This is a genomic window from Nocardioides koreensis, assembly GCF_039531775.1.
Taxonomy (GTDB): Bacteria; Actinomycetota; Actinomycetes; order Propionibacteriales; family Nocardioidaceae; genus Nocardioides; species Nocardioides koreensis.
Map to the genome: position 1 here is coordinate 116,088 of NZ_BAAAQR010000014.1, position 18,970 is coordinate 135,057.

At 68.6% G+C, this 18,970-nt stretch carries 23 protein-coding genes; 10 read left to right on the forward strand and 13 right to left on the reverse strand.

Going from position 1 to position 18,970, the window contains the following annotated elements; all coding sequences use genetic code 11:
- Position 1 precedes the first annotated feature (1 nt).
- On the forward strand, positions 2-748 hold the full coding sequence (locus ABD268_RS19530; RefSeq protein WP_344156374.1) for a class I SAM-dependent methyltransferase: 747 nt from the start codon (positions 2-4) through the stop codon (positions 746-748).
- A 43-nt stretch (positions 749-791) separates the two neighbouring features.
- Here the strand turns inward: ABD268_RS19530 and ABD268_RS19535 are convergent, their stop codons facing one another.
- From ABD268_RS19535 to ABD268_RS19550, 4 genes are all read right to left on the reverse strand, one after another.
- Positions 792-1,151, reverse strand: coding sequence for a hypothetical protein (locus tag ABD268_RS19535; protein WP_344156377.1), 360 nt, complete (start codon positions 1,149-1,151; stop codon positions 792-794).
- Positions 1,152-1,297: 146 nt separating this feature from the next.
- Entirely contained in the window at positions 1,298-1,708 is a 411-nt protein-coding gene (locus ABD268_RS19540) for a hypothetical protein (protein WP_344156380.1), read from the reverse strand.
- A 321-nt stretch (positions 1,709-2,029) separates the two neighbouring features.
- Positions 2,030-2,320, reverse strand: a complete 291-nt coding sequence (locus ABD268_RS19545) for a hypothetical protein (protein WP_344156383.1) — start codon at positions 2,318-2,320, stop codon at positions 2,030-2,032.
- Positions 2,321-2,545: 225 nt separating this feature from the next.
- A complete protein-coding gene (locus tag ABD268_RS19550) occupies positions 2,546-3,088 on the reverse strand; it encodes a CG0192-related protein (protein WP_344156386.1) in 543 nt (180 codons plus the stop codon).
- A 995-nt stretch (positions 3,089-4,083) separates the two neighbouring features.
- Here ABD268_RS19550 and ABD268_RS19555 point away from each other — a divergent pair.
- Positions 4,084-4,713: a hypothetical protein gene (locus ABD268_RS19555; RefSeq protein ID WP_344156389.1), complete on the forward strand. Its 630-nt coding sequence runs from the start codon at positions 4,084-4,086 to the stop codon at positions 4,711-4,713.
- A gap of 773 nt (positions 4,714-5,486) precedes the next feature.
- Here the strand turns inward: ABD268_RS19555 and ABD268_RS19560 are convergent.
- The 4 genes from ABD268_RS19560 to ABD268_RS19575 form a co-directional block, all read right to left on the reverse strand.
- The gene (locus ABD268_RS19560; RefSeq protein WP_344156392.1) at positions 5,487-6,368 is read right to left on the reverse strand and encodes a hypothetical protein; all 882 of its coding nucleotides are present in this window, start codon (positions 6,366-6,368) and stop codon (positions 5,487-5,489) included.
- Between the two features lie 198 nt (positions 6,369-6,566).
- Entirely contained in the window at positions 6,567-7,010 is a 444-nt protein-coding gene (locus ABD268_RS19565; RefSeq protein WP_344156395.1) for a VOC family protein, read from the reverse strand.
- Between the two features lie 106 nt (positions 7,011-7,116).
- The gene (locus tag ABD268_RS19570) at positions 7,117-7,704 is read right to left on the reverse strand and encodes a GNAT family N-acetyltransferase (RefSeq protein WP_344156398.1); all 588 of its coding nucleotides are present in this window, start codon (positions 7,702-7,704) and stop codon (positions 7,117-7,119) included.
- 178 nt (positions 7,705-7,882) lie between these two features.
- The gene (locus ABD268_RS19575; RefSeq protein WP_344156401.1) at positions 7,883-8,047 is read right to left on the reverse strand and encodes a hypothetical protein; all 165 of its coding nucleotides are present in this window, start codon (positions 8,045-8,047) and stop codon (positions 7,883-7,885) included.
- Between the two features lie 75 nt (positions 8,048-8,122).
- On the opposite strand from ABD268_RS19575, the gene ABD268_RS19580 reads away from it, so the two are divergent.
- From ABD268_RS19580 to ABD268_RS19595, 4 genes are all read left to right on the forward strand, one after another.
- Positions 8,123-8,398 (forward strand): hypothetical protein, encoded by a 276-nt coding sequence (locus ABD268_RS19580; protein WP_344156404.1) that lies wholly within the window; start codon positions 8,123-8,125, stop codon positions 8,396-8,398.
- A 1,327-nt stretch (positions 8,399-9,725) separates the two neighbouring features.
- The gene (locus tag ABD268_RS19585; RefSeq protein ID WP_344156407.1) at positions 9,726-10,160 is read left to right on the forward strand and encodes a hypothetical protein; all 435 of its coding nucleotides are present in this window, start codon (positions 9,726-9,728) and stop codon (positions 10,158-10,160) included.
- Between the two features lie 188 nt (positions 10,161-10,348).
- A complete protein-coding gene (locus ABD268_RS19590) occupies positions 10,349-10,735 on the forward strand; it encodes a hypothetical protein (protein WP_344156410.1) in 387 nt (128 codons plus the stop codon).
- 293 nt (positions 10,736-11,028) lie between these two features.
- Positions 11,029-11,325: a PKD domain-containing protein gene (locus tag ABD268_RS19595; RefSeq protein WP_344156413.1), complete on the forward strand. Its 297-nt coding sequence runs from the start codon at positions 11,029-11,031 to the stop codon at positions 11,323-11,325.
- 92 nt (positions 11,326-11,417) lie between these two features.
- Here the strand turns inward: ABD268_RS19595 and ABD268_RS19600 are convergent, their stop codons facing one another.
- A complete protein-coding gene (locus tag ABD268_RS19600) occupies positions 11,418-12,302 on the reverse strand; it encodes a phosphatase PAP2 family protein (protein ID WP_344156416.1) in 885 nt (294 codons plus the stop codon).
- A 694-nt stretch (positions 12,303-12,996) separates the two neighbouring features.
- Between ABD268_RS19600 and ABD268_RS19605 the strand changes: the two genes are divergently transcribed.
- The 4 genes from ABD268_RS19605 (at position 12,997) to ABD268_RS19620 (ending at position 15,212) form a co-directional block, all read left to right on the forward strand.
- A complete protein-coding gene (locus ABD268_RS19605; protein ID WP_344156419.1) occupies positions 12,997-13,401 on the forward strand; it encodes an NUDIX domain-containing protein in 405 nt (134 codons plus the stop codon).
- A gap of 77 nt (positions 13,402-13,478) precedes the next feature.
- Positions 13,479-13,925, forward strand: a complete 447-nt coding sequence (locus tag ABD268_RS19610; protein WP_344156422.1) for a hypothetical protein — start codon at positions 13,479-13,481, stop codon at positions 13,923-13,925.
- A 295-nt stretch (positions 13,926-14,220) separates the two neighbouring features.
- On the forward strand, positions 14,221-14,667 hold the full coding sequence (locus tag ABD268_RS19615) for a hypothetical protein (RefSeq protein WP_344156425.1): 447 nt from the start codon (positions 14,221-14,223) through the stop codon (positions 14,665-14,667).
- Between the two features lie 56 nt (positions 14,668-14,723).
- The gene (locus tag ABD268_RS19620) at positions 14,724-15,212 is read left to right on the forward strand and encodes a GNAT family N-acetyltransferase (RefSeq protein ID WP_344156428.1); all 489 of its coding nucleotides are present in this window, start codon (positions 14,724-14,726) and stop codon (positions 15,210-15,212) included.
- Positions 15,213-15,244: 32 nt separating this feature from the next.
- On the opposite strand, the gene ABD268_RS19625 is transcribed toward ABD268_RS19620, so the two are convergent.
- The 4 genes from ABD268_RS19625 to ABD268_RS19640 form a co-directional block, all read right to left on the reverse strand.
- Entirely contained in the window at positions 15,245-16,090 is an 846-nt protein-coding gene (locus ABD268_RS19625) for a phosphotransferase family protein (RefSeq protein ID WP_344156431.1), read from the reverse strand.
- Positions 16,091-16,120: 30 nt separating this feature from the next.
- On the reverse strand, positions 16,121-17,245 hold the full coding sequence (locus ABD268_RS19630) for a patatin-like phospholipase family protein (protein WP_344156434.1): 1,125 nt from the start codon (positions 17,243-17,245) through the stop codon (positions 16,121-16,123).
- Positions 17,246-17,313: 68 nt separating this feature from the next.
- Positions 17,314-18,483, reverse strand: a complete 1,170-nt coding sequence (locus ABD268_RS19635; protein ID WP_344156437.1) for a GDSL-type esterase/lipase family protein — start codon at positions 18,481-18,483, stop codon at positions 17,314-17,316.
- A 52-nt stretch (positions 18,484-18,535) separates the two neighbouring features.
- On the reverse strand, positions 18,536-18,940 hold the full coding sequence (locus ABD268_RS19640; protein ID WP_344156440.1) for a VOC family protein: 405 nt from the start codon (positions 18,938-18,940) through the stop codon (positions 18,536-18,538).
- Positions 18,941-18,970: the final 30 nt, after the last annotated feature.

The window sequence follows — 18,970 nt, forward strand, 5'->3', positions numbered from 1 at the left end:
CATGACGCCGATCGACATGAGTCGCGCACTGGTCTTCGGACGGACCGCCGAGACCTATTCCAGGTCGCGCCCGACGTACCCCGCCGAGGCCGTCGCCTGGCTGGTTCCCGGCGCTGCCGGGCGAGTGGCCGACGTCGGGGCCGGCACGGGGCAGCTGACCGGGTCGCTGCTCGAGCGAGGTCTGGCGGTCGACGCCGTGGAGCCGGACCCGGCCATGCTCGACGTGCTGCGTCGCCTCCACCCCGGAGCCACCGCGCACTGCGCACCGTCCCATCGACTCCCGGTGGTGGACCACAGCCTGGACGCGGTGCTCGTGGCCGACGCGTGGCACTGGTTCCCGTTCGACGAGACGGTCGCCGAGGTACGTCGAGTGCTCAGGCCCGGCGGGAGTCTCGGGCTCGTCTGGAACAAGGTCACACCGCGCCGGCGCTGGGAGCTCGAGCTGGCGGGGATCGACCCGGACCTGAAGGGCACCGGCGACGACCGTCCCGTCGACCTACCCTTCCCCGCTGATGAGGCGCAGATCGCCTCGTTCCCCCACGTGTGGCGCGTGACCCCGCAGCAGTACAGGGACTGCCTGTCCACGAACTCCGCCGTCATCCTGATGACTGACGAGGAACGCAGTCACCGGCTCGACAGCGCCGAGGCGCTGCTCGCGGACGTCTGCCGCCGCGAAGGCACCGCGACGGTGGACCTGCAGCAAGAGGCCTTCTGCATTCGCTGGACCCCCGGATCTCCCGGGTCCTGAGGTCAGAGCACCCGTTCCGCCGTCATCGCCCGCGCGACACAGCTCAGAGCGCGCGGACCTCGAGGATGAGCTCGGAAGGCTCCTGCTCGTCGTTCCCCCAGACCGTCAGGAGCACGTTGCCCGGATCGACGCCGGCTGCTTCGTACTCGCGGTTGTAGACGTCGCGGATCGACAGCATCCCCTCAGTTTCGAGGGTGAACTGACCAAGCTGATGCAGGTCGTCGCGTGCTGTCTCAAGAGCGAAGCCTGCGAGTGTCGGCGCATCGTCGACACTCACCACGCCGATCGCGACGCAGTCCGTCGTCGAGGCGCAAGCCATACCGTTGAAGGTTGAGGGAGGCGTGAAATGCTCCCGGCCCACGACAAGGAGCACCGAGTTGGGCGGTTCGATCAGCGGGGCCACTCGCGAATCCTTGCACCATGTGCCGCCCACTGCGGCTGACGCCACCAATCGCTCATCACCGGGACCGAGCGGATCCCGTCATGACAGTGCGTCCTACGACGTGTACTGCTTGCTCCCGTCACGGTAAGTCCAGGGGACGTACCGGATCAGCCGAGCGGCCTGACGTCCAAGGTCAGGACTGTCGCCTCGTCTCGGCTGTCTCCGAGCTGGTTGACCGTCACGGCGTAGCCGTTGACCTCGCCGGTGGCGCTGCACAGGGCCACCCGGGCGAACCTGTTCGGACGCGGCTGGCAGTCACCGTGTGGTTGCAGCGCCCAGCCGGACGCGGTCATGAGGCCTTCGAAGGCGGTCCGGTCGATTCGGGACGGGAGGTTCCAGCTCTTGAAGAGGCTGGGGCACGGGCTCCCGCCCAGGCAAAGGAGTCTCCTGGGCGTCGCACGCTCTTCGAGCGGGGCGGCGTCCGGCGGTGCTCGGAACTGTTCGGCCACGGATCGGACGCCGGAGGAGCCGAGCGGAACACAGGCGGCGACCAGGACGCCGAGCACGATAAATGCCACGAGGGTGAGCCAACGTCCCATACCGCCATCCCCTGGGTCCGTGAAAGTCGTCGCCGAGCGTAGACCGGGAGTTCGTGCGGTAGCGGACGAAGTTCCCGAATTGCTCCACGCGCCACACGCGAGGGCAAGGGCGAGGGTCCGAGGGCGCTCTCGAGCTAGTCAGACACCTCATCCCGGCACTCTTGGAGCGAACTGCTTGATACTTCCCAAGCGCGGAATGCGGCAATGGCGTGCGCCTGGCGGCGCCCGGCTCGCGGCTGGTCGGAAACTACGCCCCGACAGCGGCATGATCCGTTCACCGGCCATTGCCGGTGCTGCTGGTCAATCCCCCGTAGGCATGTGCTGCAGAACGACCCTGGCGTAGTCGGCTGCCAGCGTTATCTCGCTGACGGCGACATATGCATCGCTAGGGTGCGGCGCAGCTGACTCAGAACCCGCCAGCCAGGCCCACACTGAATCAGGCAAGGCTCCAACAGCCTCTACGAGTTGGCGGAGCGAGTCCGGGTTCGCTGTCTCGATCGCCAGGCCAAGGTCATAGTCGTCGCCGATCGCCCAGCCTCCGAAGCCCGCGAGAAGGGAGTTGACCGCCGCGTCGTGTTCATCCTCAGCCATGCTCACCTCCCAACAACGCGAGGCCATAGTTCCACGCATATCGACCCGAACCGATGTTCAGTCTCGACATCAGCACGATTCGATCCGTCCTCAACTCGGCAGAACCGCGCGATCAGCGGCATGAGCGTGCACATCCAGTTCGACCAGGGTTGCGCTGCGGTCAGTCTTGAGTCCTGCGAGCGCCGCGTCGGAGAACGCACCAGCGCGACCCGGAACGGTCCCGCCTCAGCGCGCGGCCACTACTGCCTCCCCATCCCGCCAGGTCGCCACCAGCGTCTCGCCGCCGTGGAACACCTCGTCCAGTGCCTGCACCAGTCGGAGACTACCCACGGCTGAGGCGGCGTCCACTCGACGGTGAATCCGGACAGTCGGCTCACGGCGGGCAATGAGGTCGTCACCGTCGTAGAGGTCCAGGGTCGCTTGCTTCTGCTGACCCGACAATGCCCGGGCGAAGCACGCCACCGCCACCGGGTCGTTGATGGCTTCATAGATCCACCGTTTGCCCAGGACCGAGTGGTCCATGGTCCCGATCAGGTGTGCCTCCGCGCCGTCGAGTGCAGCGCCGCGATAGGTCATCGGCACGTGGAAGAGGCTCGATCCCCGGCTGACGATCAACGCCTCCACACCGACGGCGCCCTCAGGGTCATCGAACCGATAGCTCCCGATCACCTCGACCTCACCCACACCACCCCACGACTGCCGGTCGAGCCAACATGCGACGAGCTCAGTCTTGGTGGGTGTCACCGTTGCACGATGCAGGATCGCCATTGCCACAACCTAGATCACGAGCCAGGTCCGCGCGGATCGCGGCAATTCAGGACATCGAACTACTGCTTTCGCCTCATCTTGTTCCAGCGGATTGCCGAGACAACAGCCAGCACGGCGAACCCTGCTGCTAGTAGCCAGTCGACGGCCGAACCACGGCTCAATGCCAGAAGGGTCTGACTCACAGTTAGAGCGGACCAGAGGAGAGCCATGACCGCATAGAAGCGAGACGACTGGCTCAATGGCATGACGGGAGTCTAGGGACTCACGGTGCGCTCGTCGGCTGGAGTGCACTCGCTGCGGCAAGAGCGTGCGTTGCGGTTCTGTCACTTCGCTCTCAGGCGGGCCCGGGACGTAGTAGTACTCAGGACATGGCTGTGGGGTGGCGACGGTCAACGACCGTCACCGTGCTGGTGTTCGGGGTGGCAGCCATGCCCCTTGCAGGGTGCAGCGACGCGTCGCGACGAGCGAGCGCTCCACCCTCGCATCCGGCGCCCACAGGCTTTGCCAGCTGCAACGACCTTGCCCCTCAACGTGCCGACGGCTTCGTGGTCATCGGCTCGGACTGGTCCGGTGAGCAACACGCTTACGGGGAGGAGGCGACGGTGTTTGCCTGCGTCTACCCGCCCGCGGGAGGCGTTGTCAGGCTGGTGGTGTCGGGACAGGCAATCCACGTCCACCCACTGCGCGAGCGGGTCAGCGCCTTTCCGAGTGGCGTAGTCCCCTTCCGCGTGCGGGTCGACCCTGGTGGCTCCGGGGACATCGACGTGCGACAAGACATGACCAGGGGCAGCTACTCGGCCGCTTCTGGTCCGACAATCGAGTCCGGGGACGACGGCTGGCGCTTCATCTGGGATGACAGCCACTAGCCCGCACATCGGCTGATCCGAGCGGATCCAGTCATGTCCGGACGCCTTGCCGGCCTTTCGCTGATGGAACCAGCCGGTCGCGCCTAGGGTCCAACCATTCACCTGGAGGTGCACCGATGGAGGTCAGCGATGCAACGACTCGTCCTGCTGAGCATCAGCGTTGCGCTGGTCGTGCCCCTTGCCTCGTGTGCGGGAGGTGAAGGTGTTGCCTCGGCGCCCGCGCAGCCCGTCAACGCTCAGGGCGTCGGCGACGACGAGACCGAAGTTCGCGGAAACCCAACAGCAGGTCACACCGGCCCTCTTCCGGCCGGGGGTGCTGCCTCTTGTGTCGAGTCATACGCACCCAAGACCCTCGCCGGCCGGGCGTTCGCTTTTGACGGAGTGGTGCTGGACATCGGTGCCTCCGTCTCCGACCGAGGCGACGACGCCGACATGAAGCTGCCGGGAGTGACGTTCGAGGTGCGCGAATGGTTCTCCGGCGGCCGGGGCGACACCGTCGCAGTGGACATGCAGCCGCCCACCACAGGGTCGAACAGCGCGGAAGACCCCGGGGATGCCTACGGCATCGGTTCACGCCTCCTCGTGAGTGGTGAGGCACGGTGGGGCGGCTCACCACTGAATTCGCCCATCGCTTGGGGCTGCGGGTTCAGTCGCTACTACGACCCTCAATCGGCGACGGCTTGGCGCGACGCCTTTGCCCGAAGAGCGCCAGCCAAATCGGACGCGGCACACGGGCATGTGTCCTCCTCGCGGCAGTAGCGTGCGTCAGCGAGCACGCGCATTGCGGCACAGGAAGACGTCGAGCGGGCATGACCTCGCGCCATGAGGTCGGTGGACAAGTATCCGGCGGAGCGGCCCGCCGCGCCCGATGGAGCTTGGCGTGGACGCTACGCCGAACTGGCCGCCCAGCTGCAGCAGGCTCTGGGATCCACATGGCTCGTGGAGCACGTCGGCTCGACCTCAACATCGTCACCGCCGAGCAGCGGCCGGAGGCCCATGTGCGACTGTTCGCGGACTGGTTGCGTGCGCACCGTGTCGACCGGGACAGGTACGCCGCCTTGAAGATGAACCTGGTGGCCCGGGGTGGTGGGGCACCGACAACACGAGCGCCAAGGCAGTGTTCGTCCTCGAGATCGTGAAAGAGCCCGACGGGCACATGGGCTACCTAGCCTGTCGAACCTCAGCTCACATCGGTGCGCGATCCGCGGACAGCGGCACATCCGTGAATCGCTGGTTTCTTGCATCGCCCAGGATCAGACTGGCTCCATGACTCCTGGAGCCGCGGCAGCTGTGCTGGCCTTTGGCTCGCTGCTGTTGGCGCTCATGGCTCTCACGGCAGCTGGAGAGCGCCGGAGAGGCGGGGGCGTCGTTGTCGCAGCGCTGGCGGGGTTGTGCTTCCCGTTCACATGGACGGTCTGGTACCTGAGAGACGAGCATCCCTACCGGGACCCGCACCGCGCTTGAGATCGCATCGTGACGGACCGCCACCCTTTGGCCGCCATCCCAAGCGCTCGCCGACGCGAGTGCTTGCCTCAACCGCGCCGTGACGCGCTGACACCAACCACGCGCGGCAGCTCAGCAGGCGAGGCGGCGGCATGAAGCCCCGTTCCTCCGGGAGGCCTGACGGTGACGTCGTCGCGCACGTCGAAGGTCCAACCACCGGGGCTCAGTACGGCAGTCACGTGGCCCGAGACATCCCCGAGGAGGCCGCAGTACGGCAAGAGAAGGACGCGGTCGGAGTCGCTCCAAGCGAGGGTCTTGGCACTTCGCACGAAGCCCTTGGATGTGCAGAACGCAACTGCTTCATCACTGACAGCGATCACTTCGCCGGTGGCGCGATCGGCGATCTCGAGCCGGACCCGGCCCCAGCCGTCATCGGCGGTCAGTCGGTAGACCGCGCGGGCGCGGTGTCGCCGGTCGGGGCTGGCCTTCCATGCGCTGTGCCAGTGGTACGTGAAGTCTTGTTCCAGAACGTGCTTGTAGCAGCTCTGGAACTGGGCGGGGTCCCAGTCGCGGTAGCTGGCCAACTGCCGCACGGCCGTGTGCACCACCTCCAGCACCAACCGTGCCCGGTCCCGGGCGTTGAGCCTCCCCACCGACGAGGACGCGTGAATCGCGCCCATCTCGCCCGGAAGGTCGGAGGGCTTCTCGGGCCATACGACGACGTGGATCTCATCCGGGCCCTGGTTCGGGTCACGGCCGCCGTGCTGGTCCTCGGGAAACCAGGCCGTCAACCTGAGCACGGACTTGTAGCCCTGAACGTCCAGCTTGTCGAGGCCCTCGGCGTACAGCTCGCACACCGGTCGACTCGCTCGGAGAAACGCATCCTTGACGGGCGTGCTCTCCGGCCAGCTCATGAACCGGTCAGGGGAACCCGTCGAGGGATACACCTCGACGTAGGTGAACCGAGACATGCCCGAATCCTCACATGTGTCAGCGCGTCGTCTTGATCAAGCAGTTGGCCTTCCCCAAGCACAGTCGATGCTGTCGCAGCGGCCCCTACCGCTTGACCCGCGGGATTGCCTCGGAGACGCAGCTTGGGTTCCCGTTCCCCGTGCAGCAGGCCGACGGCTGGCGGATCCTCAGCGGCGCGCCTCTCCGGGACCATCGATTCACGGTTGGTCCTTGTTCAGCTCCTCGGCGAGCATCACGATGATGCCGGAGGGGCCGCGGACATAGGTGAGCTTGTAGATGTCCTCGTATGTCGCCACGCCCCGCAGTGGGTGGCAGCCGTGCCTCGCAGCGATCTGGAGGGCCTCGTCGATGTCGTCGACCGAGAAGGCGACGCGGTGCATACCGATCTCGTTGGGCCGGGTGGGCTCCGTCTCGATCGCGTCGGGGTGGATGTACTCGAAGAGCTCGAGGCGACCGTTGCCGTCTGGTGTCTGGAGCATGGCGATGTTCGCGTGGTTGCCGTCGAGGCCGACGGCGGTGTCGGTCCACTCTCCGCCGACCGTGTCCCGGCCGAGGACGGTCAGCCCCAGGTCGGTGAAGAAGGCGATCGTCGCTTCGAGGTCGCGGACGGCGATTCCGACGTTTTCGAGCTTGATCGGCATGCGCTGCAGGTTACCGAGTCGCGCCGAGCCGTTCAGGCCGACGCTTCCCCGAGTCCCGGAAGGAACCCAGAACGGGAACGCGGGCCGCGTGGAGCGCTGGACCGGTTCAGTCGCGCGTGCTCGGGGCCACCTCGCGCACCATCACGCAGTTGCCCAGGCCCTTGGGCCGGTCGTAGGTGAAGCCCTCGCGCTCGTACATCCTGCGGGTGCCGTTGTAGAGGAACGACGAGTTCTTCTTCCGGACCCCGCCGGTGTCGTGCGGGTAGCCCTCGACCAGGCCGCCGCCGGCCTGCGCGACCAGCTCGACGGCCCCGCGCAGGGCGATCGCCGCCAGGCCCTGACCGCGAAGGCCGCGCTCGACCAGGATGCAGGTGACCCGGTAGTCGGGCAGTCGCTCGGCAGTGGCGACGTACTCCTTGCGGTGATGGATGTCGGGCAGCTCCTCGGGTGATCCGTACTCCGCCCAGGCGACGGCCCGGTCGCCGTCGTAGACCAGCGCCGCGTGGGCGATCCCATCGGCCACCAGACGTTGCTTGAGCGCCCGGTTCCCCTCGGCGCTCTGGCCCTTCTCCGCGCAGTCGGGATGGAACTTCGTGCACCAGCAGCTGGCGAACATGCCCTTGTTCCGCTCGACGAGAGCGGCGAAGTCGTCGAACGTCTCCGGCGTGAGCGCCTTGATCGTGAAGTCGGACATGCCGGCAACGTACCCCGGATTGCGGACGTTCGGCGTCCGGTAGCTCGCCCTGCCAGGGCGCCGTACGCGCCGTCGCGGGCGAGGGGCTCGACCGGCGTGCCGAGCTGGACGACTCGACACGCCTCGAGGACCGCGACCTGGTCAGCGCCGGCGACCGTGGAGCGCCGGTGCGCGTTGGTCAGCTTGGTCCGGCCCGGGCACAGTGGTCGAGCGCCTGCTGCAGTGCTTGCCACCGGAGAACCGGTGACCGCGCGCCCCCGACGACGGTCTCCGGGCCGTCCGGCAGGGCCGCGACGGTGTCGGCCACCTTGGCCGCGTTGAGCGCCGCCCACAGGGCACGCAAGTTGCTCCACCTGGAAACCCGCGCCGACATCGACCCGATCACCCTGGGAAACGTCGACGACCACCCTGCGGTTCCGTGCGAGGCGAGCTGACCCTGCGCGGTGACTGTCTGATGCTGGGCGATGCCGTGGTGTTCTGGCCCGCCGGCACCTCGTGGGTCGCCGAGAGCCATTCGGTGGTGTTCTCGGGCGACTTCGACGGATCCGTGTCCGTCGGCTCCCACTTCGAGAGTGGCGGCGGCGTCTACTCCCTGACCGACGACTTCCTGCGCGGCATGGGTGCCGCCGGCGATGTCCTGCGCGACTGCGTCGAGGCGACGGGTGCACGGGACCTCGTGCTGGCCTACCCCTGACGCACCGCCCTGGTCCTCGTCCAACCGCACACGACGGCTCGCGTCCTGAAGCCCTTGATCACGCCCGCTTTTCGGCAGGATCGAGCCAACAGCGGCAGATCCCGAATGATCGAAAGTCGCTGGCTGTGAGGGGTGGACTGCTCGTTAGGCGGTCTCGCTGGTCGCGCTAGACCGCACCAATTGCGGCATGAGCGTGCGGTCGATCGGTCACTTCGAGCGCCACTCGGGTGATCGACGAGCGGGCCGACCTTAGTAGTGGACCGGGTTGGCGAAAGCCCGGAATGATTGCTCACCAACGGTGACCTGCGCGGGTTGCCATGGGCTGATCCATTCGCAGATCCACAGCGGCTCGAAGAACACGATGGGCGGAGTCTGGCCGTCGTCCAAGGTCACGGTGACTGGGCCGTGTCGAGCGTCACCGTAGATCACCCACCAACTGGGTCCAGTGCCGCGACCGGGGGCCCACTGCGCGCGCCCCCCGGTGCCGACAGGGGCCTCGGCAGGCGTCCACTCGTCGAGTCCGGGTACGTGGTCGCCCGACTCTTCAGCGTCATGCTGAGACGCGGTCACACAACGCCACCGGCCATCCGGTTGCCTCTGCCACCGCAGCCCGGACAGCGGCAACTGAACCGTCTCGATGCCAACTCCTGTCACGACTCGATCAAACCGCACCCTGCTTCGCAGCGCACTCACATCGGCAGGACCGCGCGGATCGCGGCATGTCCGGATCGATCAGTCGAAGGAAACAGCCATCCCCGTGATGGCGTAGGGACGAGCAGCGGGCGGGGCCGATCGGTAGCACATCCGCAGAAGAGAATCGGTTTCGGTGATGTGGTCGCCTCGATGGGGAACAACAGGCCAGTACAAGCATTGGAGGTCGGGATAGGACCCCACCGACCGCCCGTCCCTGCTCTCGGACGTCTTGTTCGCTGCGGCGAAGAGCGATTCGAGGAGCGCGTTGCCCGGCGTGACGAACTCGTGCACGTCTTACCACGTCGGACCACCGTTGTCCGACCACCGGTTGGCGACGTTCGCCGGCAGCGTCAGCACGCGATCACCGTCAGCGCCCGCCTGCCGCCGTGCCGCAGCAATCTCGTCGGTGTAGTCGACATCATTTCGCCTGTCCAGGAACTCAAGGCTCCCTGCAGCGAGCGCCAAAAACCCCGACGGCTGCCGCTAAGGCGAGAATCGGTCGAACACGCATCACTCGTACATCATCGGCCACAGTGCTGCGTCGGCGTGCATCGACAGAAGCGCACCATCTGCGGCACGAGCGTACGTTGAACGAAAGACGCCCTTTCGCGCGGTCGGAGCGCATACTGCGACTGTGCGGTGGCTGGTGAGGCTCGGCATCGGGCTCGCGACGGTGGCGGTCGTGATCGCACTGACGCTTGCCCCGCGCCCGGACCCGTCGGAGGCGACCGGCGTCGTGGACGGGCCGGTGGTGGCGTTGCCGTATCCAAACGGCATTCGCCCAATGGCGGACGTGTGGGGCGAGCTGACCCTGCGCGGTGACTGCCTGATGCTGGGCGATGGCGTGGTGTTCTGGCCTGCCGGGACCTCGTGGGACGCCGAGAGCCAGTCGGTGGTGTTTTCGGGCGATTTCGACGGGTCCGTGTCCGTCGGTTCGCACTTCGAGGGCGCCGGCGGGGTCTACTCCCTGACTGACGACTTCCTGCGCGGTCTGGGTGACTCCGGCGATGTCCTGCGTGACTGCGTCGCGGCGACGGGTGCACGGGACGTCAGGCTGGCCTACCCCTGACGCACCGCCCTGGTCCTTGTCCGACCGCCGTTTGGATCACCACGGCTCGCGTCCTGAAGACTCTTGTGACGCCCGATCATCGGCACGACCGCACACTCTGCGGCGTGAGCGGACGTCCAGGGGCGGCGAGAGCGGACGTCCAAGGGGCGGCGACAGACTCGTCCTGCCGTTCATCGATCATGAACCTCATGGAGGACCAGCAGGCGCCGCAGCCGGCCGAGGGTGAGGCGAAGGTCGTCACGCTCTGCGGCTCGACCAAGTTTGAGGCTGAGTTCGCGGAGGTCAACCAGCGGCTCACGATGGAAGGTTGCGTCGTGATCAGCGTCGGGATGTTTAGCCTCCCCGATCTGCCGGACTACGACTGGACAGCCGACAGCTCGGACCTGAAGGGGCGGCTCGGCGGCGTGCACTTCCAAAAGATTCGCATGGCTGACGAGGTGTACATCGTGGATCCGGGCGGCTACGTAGGTGAGTCAACCCGACGGGAAATTGCCTACGCGGAGTCGCTCGGCAAGCCGGTTCGGTATCTGAGTCGCGAGCGCGCGGCTCGAACGGGAGACGGCCCCCGAGAGTGAGTCCGACCGGGCGGTCCGCTCATCGGATGAGTGCAGGCGCTCGCAGCCGATGAGTCGCTTGCCTGTGTACCACTTCACACGCTGCGAGACTCGCGGCATGCCATCTGTGCGCGTTGCCCGGATCGCCTGGCTTCATGTCATCCTGCTGAGCTGAGTGGTTGCGCAACCCCGGACGGGGCAGCTCACGGGCCTTTGGCTGGCCGACATCAGACATCTGCCACGTCACCTCTCCAGAACAGGGCACCTGGACCGTCACCCTGCGAGCCGCGCGGGTCGCTCCTCAGGGAGCCGAAGTGTGGTTCAACGCGGACCAGGAGAAGACCCCCATCATCGCCCCGCTGATGAGTGTCGAGCAGTCGTTCGACGGACGAACGGTCACCATGGAAGTAGCCGCCACGCCCGGTCCTGGTCGGCGCATAGTGGGGTACATCTGGGAGTTCGTGGACGGCGCCATCACCCGCGGGTCAGACCTGCGAACCGTGCAGCACACCTACACCGAGCCTGGCGAGTACCTGGTTTCCGTGGCAGTAAAGGACGACAAGGGCTGCTGGGGTGTCGGGCACGGGTCGACGACCGTTGTCGTCGAGTGACCCGCCACTGACACCGGCTCCCATCGCCGACGAGTCGCTCGCGGAGCTGGCCCAGGTGTAGCGGTGTTGCCGGGAGGACGTTCCCGCCTTGGCTAGCGTCCGGTCCCTGCGAGGTCCACGGCCCGCAGGATCCCGAGCATGGCGGCGAACGCGCCGCCTACGACGAGCAGCACCCCGCCGAGCAGGGCCGTTACGGTCGCCGGTGTGCTCGTCGAGTCGCGCCCGGGCAGCGCGAGCAGCACCGACACCGCCGTACCGGCGGCGACGCCGACCAGGGCGATCCTTGCGGTGCGACCCGGCGGCCGCCAGCCGTCCTCGCCGGGCACCGCCTGGTCACTGCCGCGCAACACGACCCAGGCCGCGACCACGGACCAGAAGCCGACCACGCAGAACGCCGCGAGCGCGTCGCCTGCGCGGTGCCACCCGGCCGACATGGTCGCGACCGCGACGAGCGCGCCGACGGTTGCCCCGCTGACGGCGGCGGCCCGGCGCAGCGCGACCGGAGCCACGAGGACGAGCGCCGCGGCCGCGCTGAACGCGGCGGTGGCATGCCCGGACGGCAGGCTGTTCAGCGTCTCCGGGGCGGCCTCGCGCAGGCCGAGGTCGGGACGCGAGAACAGGTAGTTCTTGAGCAGCCAGGTGCTTACGTTGGCTGCGGCCAGCAGACCGATCGAGACGACGGCCGCGCGACCGGCCAGCCGGAGCAGCGCGATCACCACGACGGCCGCCGTCGCCACCGCGAGCGAGCCCACCGACACCACGTCGAGGACCGCCTGCACGCTGTCGGAGACGGCCGAGCGAGTGCTCAGCGCGCCGCGCAGCGCCGCGTCGCTGACCAGCCGGCCAGGAACGGTGCGCACGGTCAGCACGTAGGCGGCGGCGAGCGCAATCAGGTAGGCGGCGCCGAGCCCGCCGAGCACCAGTCGGGGGCGGATCCGGTCGGGCACGTGCCCGGTGGGCAGCAGCTGCGTGGTCACGGAACCCGTATACCCCTCGGGGGCCGCGCGCTCACCTACCGTCTCACCAGACGCGTGGTTGGCTCCGCCACATGCGCTACGCCATCACCGGCGTGGCCGACGGAATCGGCACGGGTGGTCATCGGGGTGGATCCGCACACGAACGGTCGGTGACCATCGAGGTGATGACCGCCGACTAGACAGTCCTGGGTGGCGCCAGGTACGGCACCGACGTCGAGGGGTTCGCCGCGATGAGGCGCCATTTCAGCCAGCTCCCGGACCGCATCTGGGCCATCGAGGGCTGCAACGGCATCGGCCGTCACGTCGCCCTGCGCCGCTTTGATGTCAGGGGAGCACGTGGTCGACGTACCGCCCAAGCTCTCGGCGCGAGCACGGGTCTTCTCGACCGGGCAGGGCCGCAAGAGCGACGCCACCGACGCCCACTCCGTCGCCCTGGGAACTGGTCGCCGCCACCGGCGCCAGCCTCATGGCGCTGCATGGCGTCGGCCCCTCGCGGGCGGCCGGCTGCTGGTCGAGGTCGGCGACAGCAAGCGATTCCCGACCGCGACCACTTCGCGTCCTGGAACGGCCCAATGACGGCTCATCGGGGTAAGCCACTTCCCGGACCCGCCACCAGCCAGCTGAGACACCACTTCGCAGGGCTCGTTGACACAGAGGGGAGTCAACAGAGTGCGTTCGCGCCTAGTGTGCCGCCATGGTCGCCCAGATTTCGATCTCAGTCGCGGCACTTGTGCGCGACGGTCTCGTGCTCCTGATGCATCGCCATCCATCGCGTCGGGTGTATCCCGACTGCTGGGATCTCGTCGGCGGACACGTCGAGTCGGGCGAGTTGCCTCACCAGGCCGTCAGTCGGGAATGCTTCGAAGAACTCGGTGTCCACGTCCACGACCCCCTGCCCATCCCGATGACGGTCAGCGACCCCACCCTCGACATGCACGCGTTCCTCGTCACGCGCTGGGAAGGGGAACCTGTCAACGCCGCACCCGAGGAGCACGACGATCTTCGCTGGTTCCGGCCCAGCGATCTCGCAGACTTGAAGATGGCCAACCCGGCCGGCCTGTCGAGCATCCTGAGCGCCGTCCGGGTCGCAGCCGATTAGCCGCTACGAACCGTCCGCTCATCCGCTATGACGGCTCGGAACGCGGCTGGGCGCGTTTCGCGGCTTATGCTCCGGCTGTGAAGGGCTGGAGCGGTCGTCAAGCCATTGCGGCAGGAGCGGTGGTGGCGAGCCTTCTGTTGGTGGCAGGCGTCTCGGTCTGGCAGTGGTGGCCTGCCAAGGTTGCACCAGAACTGACACCACAGATGGTCAAGGCGATCGGTCACTCGCAGCAGACCGTCACGTTGGTGGGCGGGGGATCACGCGAGGACGCACACACGCTCTGGGAGCGCTATCACGACCGCGGCCCCAACGGGCATCCGCCAGAGTCACCGCGACTTCTCGGCATCTCGCTCGCAAAGGTGGAGACCGATAGCGCGCCTGGTAGCGGCACCTACTGGGTCGTCTATTTCGACAGGGTCTGGAACCAAGCCTTCGGTCCCGACGCCAGTGCGAGCGGCTTTGGCCGCGAAGTCACCCTCGTGGACCCGGGATCACTGCGCGGACTCGGCGCCACGTTGTTCTGACCGAGCAAATGTGCGGCAGCGACGTCGTTTGGACAGCGGCCAGGATCGCACTATCCGCGGCAGCTCCGGTCGCCTCGGCGCCGGGCATTGCGGGACGTCATACGGGGTGGCTTGCCCAGCGACCGGAATGTCTGACCTTGCCTGGGACGTCATCCCAGGTGGCGGCCAGGTCGACTGGAACGTATGACGTCCCGCCGGAGGCGTGCCCTCACATCGCCAGATTGGTGCGCATTCGCGGCAGCAGCGAACGTGGCCCGTACGGTGCCCCCGACACGCTCCGGGACATGGGGCCGCGATGATCTGCGCGCGAGCCCGGGACGCTGTCCAGGGCACGGTGATCCCGGCCCCGCTGTGCCGCGCGATCGCCTCGCAGCCGGACGCCACCTGGTGCCGGATGCTGACCGACCCGGCCGGACGGATGATCGAGCTGGACCACCGCCGACCCTGGCCGGAGGGGCAGACCAGCACCAGCGAGGTGTGGCCGGCGTGCAAGACCGGGCACACCGCCAAGCATGCCCCGGGGTTCGGGATCGAGCAGGACGAGACCGGGTCGTTCCTGTTCGTCACCGGCGCCGGGTTCCGGCACCCGATCACCCCGACCACGCACCCGGCCAGCGAGGAGTGGCCCGAGCTGCCGGAGATTCAGTGCACCGGGACTGAACTTCTCCAGGCACCCGGTTCGAGGACCTCACGGTCTGACTGGGGGTGTCCCGGCTTCCGACTGGTCCAGCCCCGGCGCTGAACGCACCGTCAGGCCGATGGGCGGGCGAGGGGGCCGGTCATCGATAGGTTGTGGGAATGCTCGAGCTGGTCCTCCCCGACGTCGCTCGACACTCGGCCTGGCTTGCGTCCCACAGGGAGTGGGGACCTGGCTTGCACGAGGACGGGTTCGGCCTCGGCCCGGACGATGACGTCGAGAGTGCTGAGGGATTCTCCGCCTGGGTGAGTCGCATCGGGTCACTGCCTGCCGCGCGGATGTGGTGGATCGTGGACGGCGATGCCGTGCTGGGAGGCATGGCCCTGCGCACGGCGACCGACGACACGATTCTGCGACTGGGGCACGTGGGGTACGGCATCCGTCCGTCGGCCCGTGGACGCGGGGCCGCGACCTGGGCGCTGGGTGAGCTCCTGCCCCGCGCGCGGGCGGTCGGGTTGAGCCGCCTCCTGCTGGTGTGCCGTGATGACAACGTGGGCTCGATCAAGACCATCGAGCGGCACGCTGGGGCCCTCGAGAAGGTCGTCGACGAAGACCACGGGCTGGTGAGGCGCTACTGGATCGATCTCTGACCAAGGGCTCGGACGGGCGTGACCTGCAGCGGTCAACCCAGACCAAGTGCTTGGGCGATCATCCGGTGCCCCTGTGCCTCGAACGGCTCGTCACCGAACTGGTAGGCCCACACGGCCGTGGCGATCGCCTCGCGCAGCAGGGTGCGCTGCCAGGCCGCGGTCTCACGCGGGTCACCGCCGTACCCGGCCAGGAATGCCTCCTCGAGGTCCGGGCGGCCCTGCCACTCCTGACGGGCCAGTCGGGCCAGGTCTGTCAACGCCGGCCTGAGGTCGGCTCGACCGAGGTCGATCACGCTGACCCGGCCCTCGTGGACGAGCCAGTTGCGTGGCTGCCAGTCACCATGGGTCGGCACGAGCTCCGCGGGCTCGTGGTCGTGCGTGGCGATGGCGTCCCGGAGCCGGGTCTCGGTGACGGCGTCGATGCGGTGTTCGCTGTCCAGCCAGGCGAGCGCCTTGGCGTCCATGGTGGACTCGTAGTCCAGCGACACCGTGGACTCCTGGGCGTGGAAGCGGGCCAGCAGCTCGCCGGCCTGGCGGTACGTGTCGGGGTCGTCGGCCGCAGGGTGTTCCTTCACCAGGGTGCCCGGGAGGTAGCCGGTGGCCAGGATGTTCAGCTCGCGGTCGGCATGCAGCAGCCGCGCGGAGCGGCCGCTCTCCCGCCACGGGGTCGTCCACCGCTCGTGAGCCGTGATCTCTCGCCCGATGTGGTGGTTCGCCGGGCCGCCCGCCTTGATGATCGACCGGGTCCCGTCATGGCGCACGTGCAGGACCACGGTGTCGGTCAGGCCCCAGCTGAGGTCGGCGATGACCTCGACGGCGGGGAACCACCTGCGGACGACGTCGTCCTGGGCCGGCGACAGACGTGGTGAGGAGGGCATCGCGCCATCGTAGGGCGCAGGACGGTGGTTTCACCTCCGGCGGCGCGCCGCCTCGAGCCGCAGCGCGTCGAGCATCGAGGACCGGCCGGCGCGCATGAACTCGGGCCACTCCGCGGTGTCGAGGAACTGCTCGTAGAAGCCCGTCCCGGCCACCTTCTGGTAGGGCACCGGCTCGACCAGCACGGTGTCGGCCGCGGCCCGCAGCCGGGCGATGTTCTCCCGGGCGAGCTGAACCTGTTGGGACGTGCGCACCTGGGCCGCGGCACTCACGATGCTGAGCGGCCGGTGCTCCCACCCCGTGGCATCCTCGCCCTCGAAGTCGTGGGGGTAGAAGCCGTTCACCGCGATGGCGTGCTCGACCGCAGGCTCCAGGTCCAGGACCGGGTGGACGGGGAAGATGTCCACGATGCCGCCGTCGCACCAGGAGAGGCCGTCGAGGGTCACGGGCTGCACGAACAGGGGCAGTGAGACCGCCATCCGGATCGCGCGCGCGACCGGCAGGTCGGGGTAGGTCCGAGGGCCGAGGTAGTCCAGCCGGTTGTGCTCGACGTTCCAGATCGGCGCGTACGTCGGGACCGCGAGCTGCCCCAGCGTGAGGTCGCCGAGATGGCGTCGGTAGAACGACTCGATCTTGTCCCCGCGGAGGAGGCCCGCCCACCCGCGTCCGAGCGTGGGCACCAGGAGCGCGAGGTCGCGCCAGCCCGGGTCGACGTACTCGCGGGGCACCATCGAGGCCGTGAGCTCGGCGACCTCCTGTGGCGACATGCCGGCGCCCAGGGGGAAGCCGAACAGTGCGGCGCCCGAGCACACGGAGTAGACCGAGACGGCGGTGCCCGTCTCCTCGAGCGCGCGTGCGACGCCGACGACTGAGGCGAGCGCGCCGCTGCCGCCGGTGGTGACCACGGCGACCCTGCCGCCGAGCCCGGGGGGCATCGGGGCGGAGGGCTCGTCGAAGACCCGGGTGGGCGGTGGACGGAGGTCGATCGGCAGCGGCAGCAGTCCGCGGCGGAGGGTGCCGACGAACCGCAGGTCCCTGGTGGCCGAGGACGCGACGTCGCGCGCCCGGACCACGACGTCGAAGTACTGCCGCATCCGGAAGACGTCGAGTACGGCGTCGAGTGGGCTGGTGTCGCGGGCCCGGTTCGCGGACGTCATGTCGGATCGCCTCCTGCTCGGAGGCTCGCGTCAGGAGGGACCGACCGCCCAGAGGCGAAGGTCCACGCTCAGTCGCGCTTGGCGCAGAGCGGGCCGCCGTCGCCGAACGCCCGGTCTGCGAAGCGCTCGCCGATGAGGCGGTGGGTGGCGGCGTCCGGGTGGATCTGGTCGGGCAGCGGCAGCTCGGCGAAGTCCGCCCGGCCGTAGAGCTCGCGACCGTCGAGGTAGTGCAGGTGCGGGTCCTCGGGCGCTCGCGCGGCCGTGATGCGGGAGAGCTCGTCCCGGATGCGGTCGAGCGTCAGGCGGGTGCGGTCCGCGGGGTCGCCCGTGGCCAGGAAGGTCAGCCTCCCGGCGCCGAGACTGCTGAGGTCCGGCGCGGCCGGGCCGGGCGTGTGCTCGTGGATGGGGCACAGGATGGGGGAGACGACCAGCAGCGGCGTGGTGGGATGTCCCTCGCGGATGGTGTCGAGGAAGCCGTGGACGGCCGGGCCGAAGGCGCGCAGACGCATCAGGTCGGTGTTGACCAGGTTGATCCCGATCTTGACGCTGATCAGGTCCGCGGGGGTGTCCCGCATGGCTCGCGCTGTGAACGGGTCGAGCAGGGCGCTGCCGCCGAACCCCAGGTTGACCAGGTCCACGCCGCCCAGGCAGGCGGCCAGCGCGGGCCAGGTCGTGGAGGGGCTCTCGGCGTCGGAGCCGTGGCTGATCGAGCTGCCGTGGTGCAGCCACACCGTGCGGCCGTGTGCCGGTGCGTCCTCCAGCGGGGCGTCGGTGCGCAGGGCGACCAGCTCGGTGATCTCGTTGTGCGGCAACCAGATCTCGACGTCCTTCACGTGGGCGGACAGCGAGGTGAAGCGGAGCGTGCCGACCGGACCGGGCTGCGTGACCGCGGACCCGGTCGCCATGTCGAGGGTGCGGACATTGCCGCCGGACGCACTGGCCCGGGCGACGAGGCTGCCGTCGACACGCAGGTCGTACACGCCGTCGGGCCGAGGTGGGGCACCCGCGTAGGCCATCTTCGTGCGGAGCACATCAAGCTCGATGGCGGTGGCCCGCGTGCGCAGGACCAGGCGTACCCCCGAGGGCTGCGCCTCGGCCATGGCCAGCTGCTCGTCGGGGACCTGCCTGCGCGCCCGGGCCGGCAGCCGGTGCGGCAGCACGCCGTGCGCGGTGCGCTCCAGGTCCAGGGCGCCGCGCAGGAGATGCTCGGTGATGGGCGTGCTGGTCCAGCCGGTCATGCGCCCAGCCTGCCAACCGCGGGAGCGGCGTCGGCGACCGGGTCGCGGCGGACTAGGCCGGCGGCGTCTCCACCACGGCGATGTGGTTCCCGTCCGGGTCGCGCAGCATGAACAGCAGGGGAGCGCCCGGCGTGCGCATCGGCTCCGGGTCGAGGTCGATGCCGCCGATGGCGCTCAGGCGCTCGTGCTCGGCCAGGACGTCCGCAGTCTCCACGCCGATGCCGCCGCCGCCGGGCTCGCCACCCATGGGCGGGTTGAGGGCCAGCCGCGCCCGGGAGCCGGGCGGGGCCACCTCCAGCCAGCGCATCTCGTCGTGCTCCCCGAAGCGGGTGTCACTGCGCACCTCGAAGCCGAGCTTCTCGGTGTAGAAGGCAAGGGCCGCGTCCTGGTCGGCGACCGCGAACATGGCCACTCCGATGTTCGAGACGGTGGTGGGGCTGTGCTTGGTGTCGGTCATGACTGATGAGACCTGCCGACCGGTGAGAAC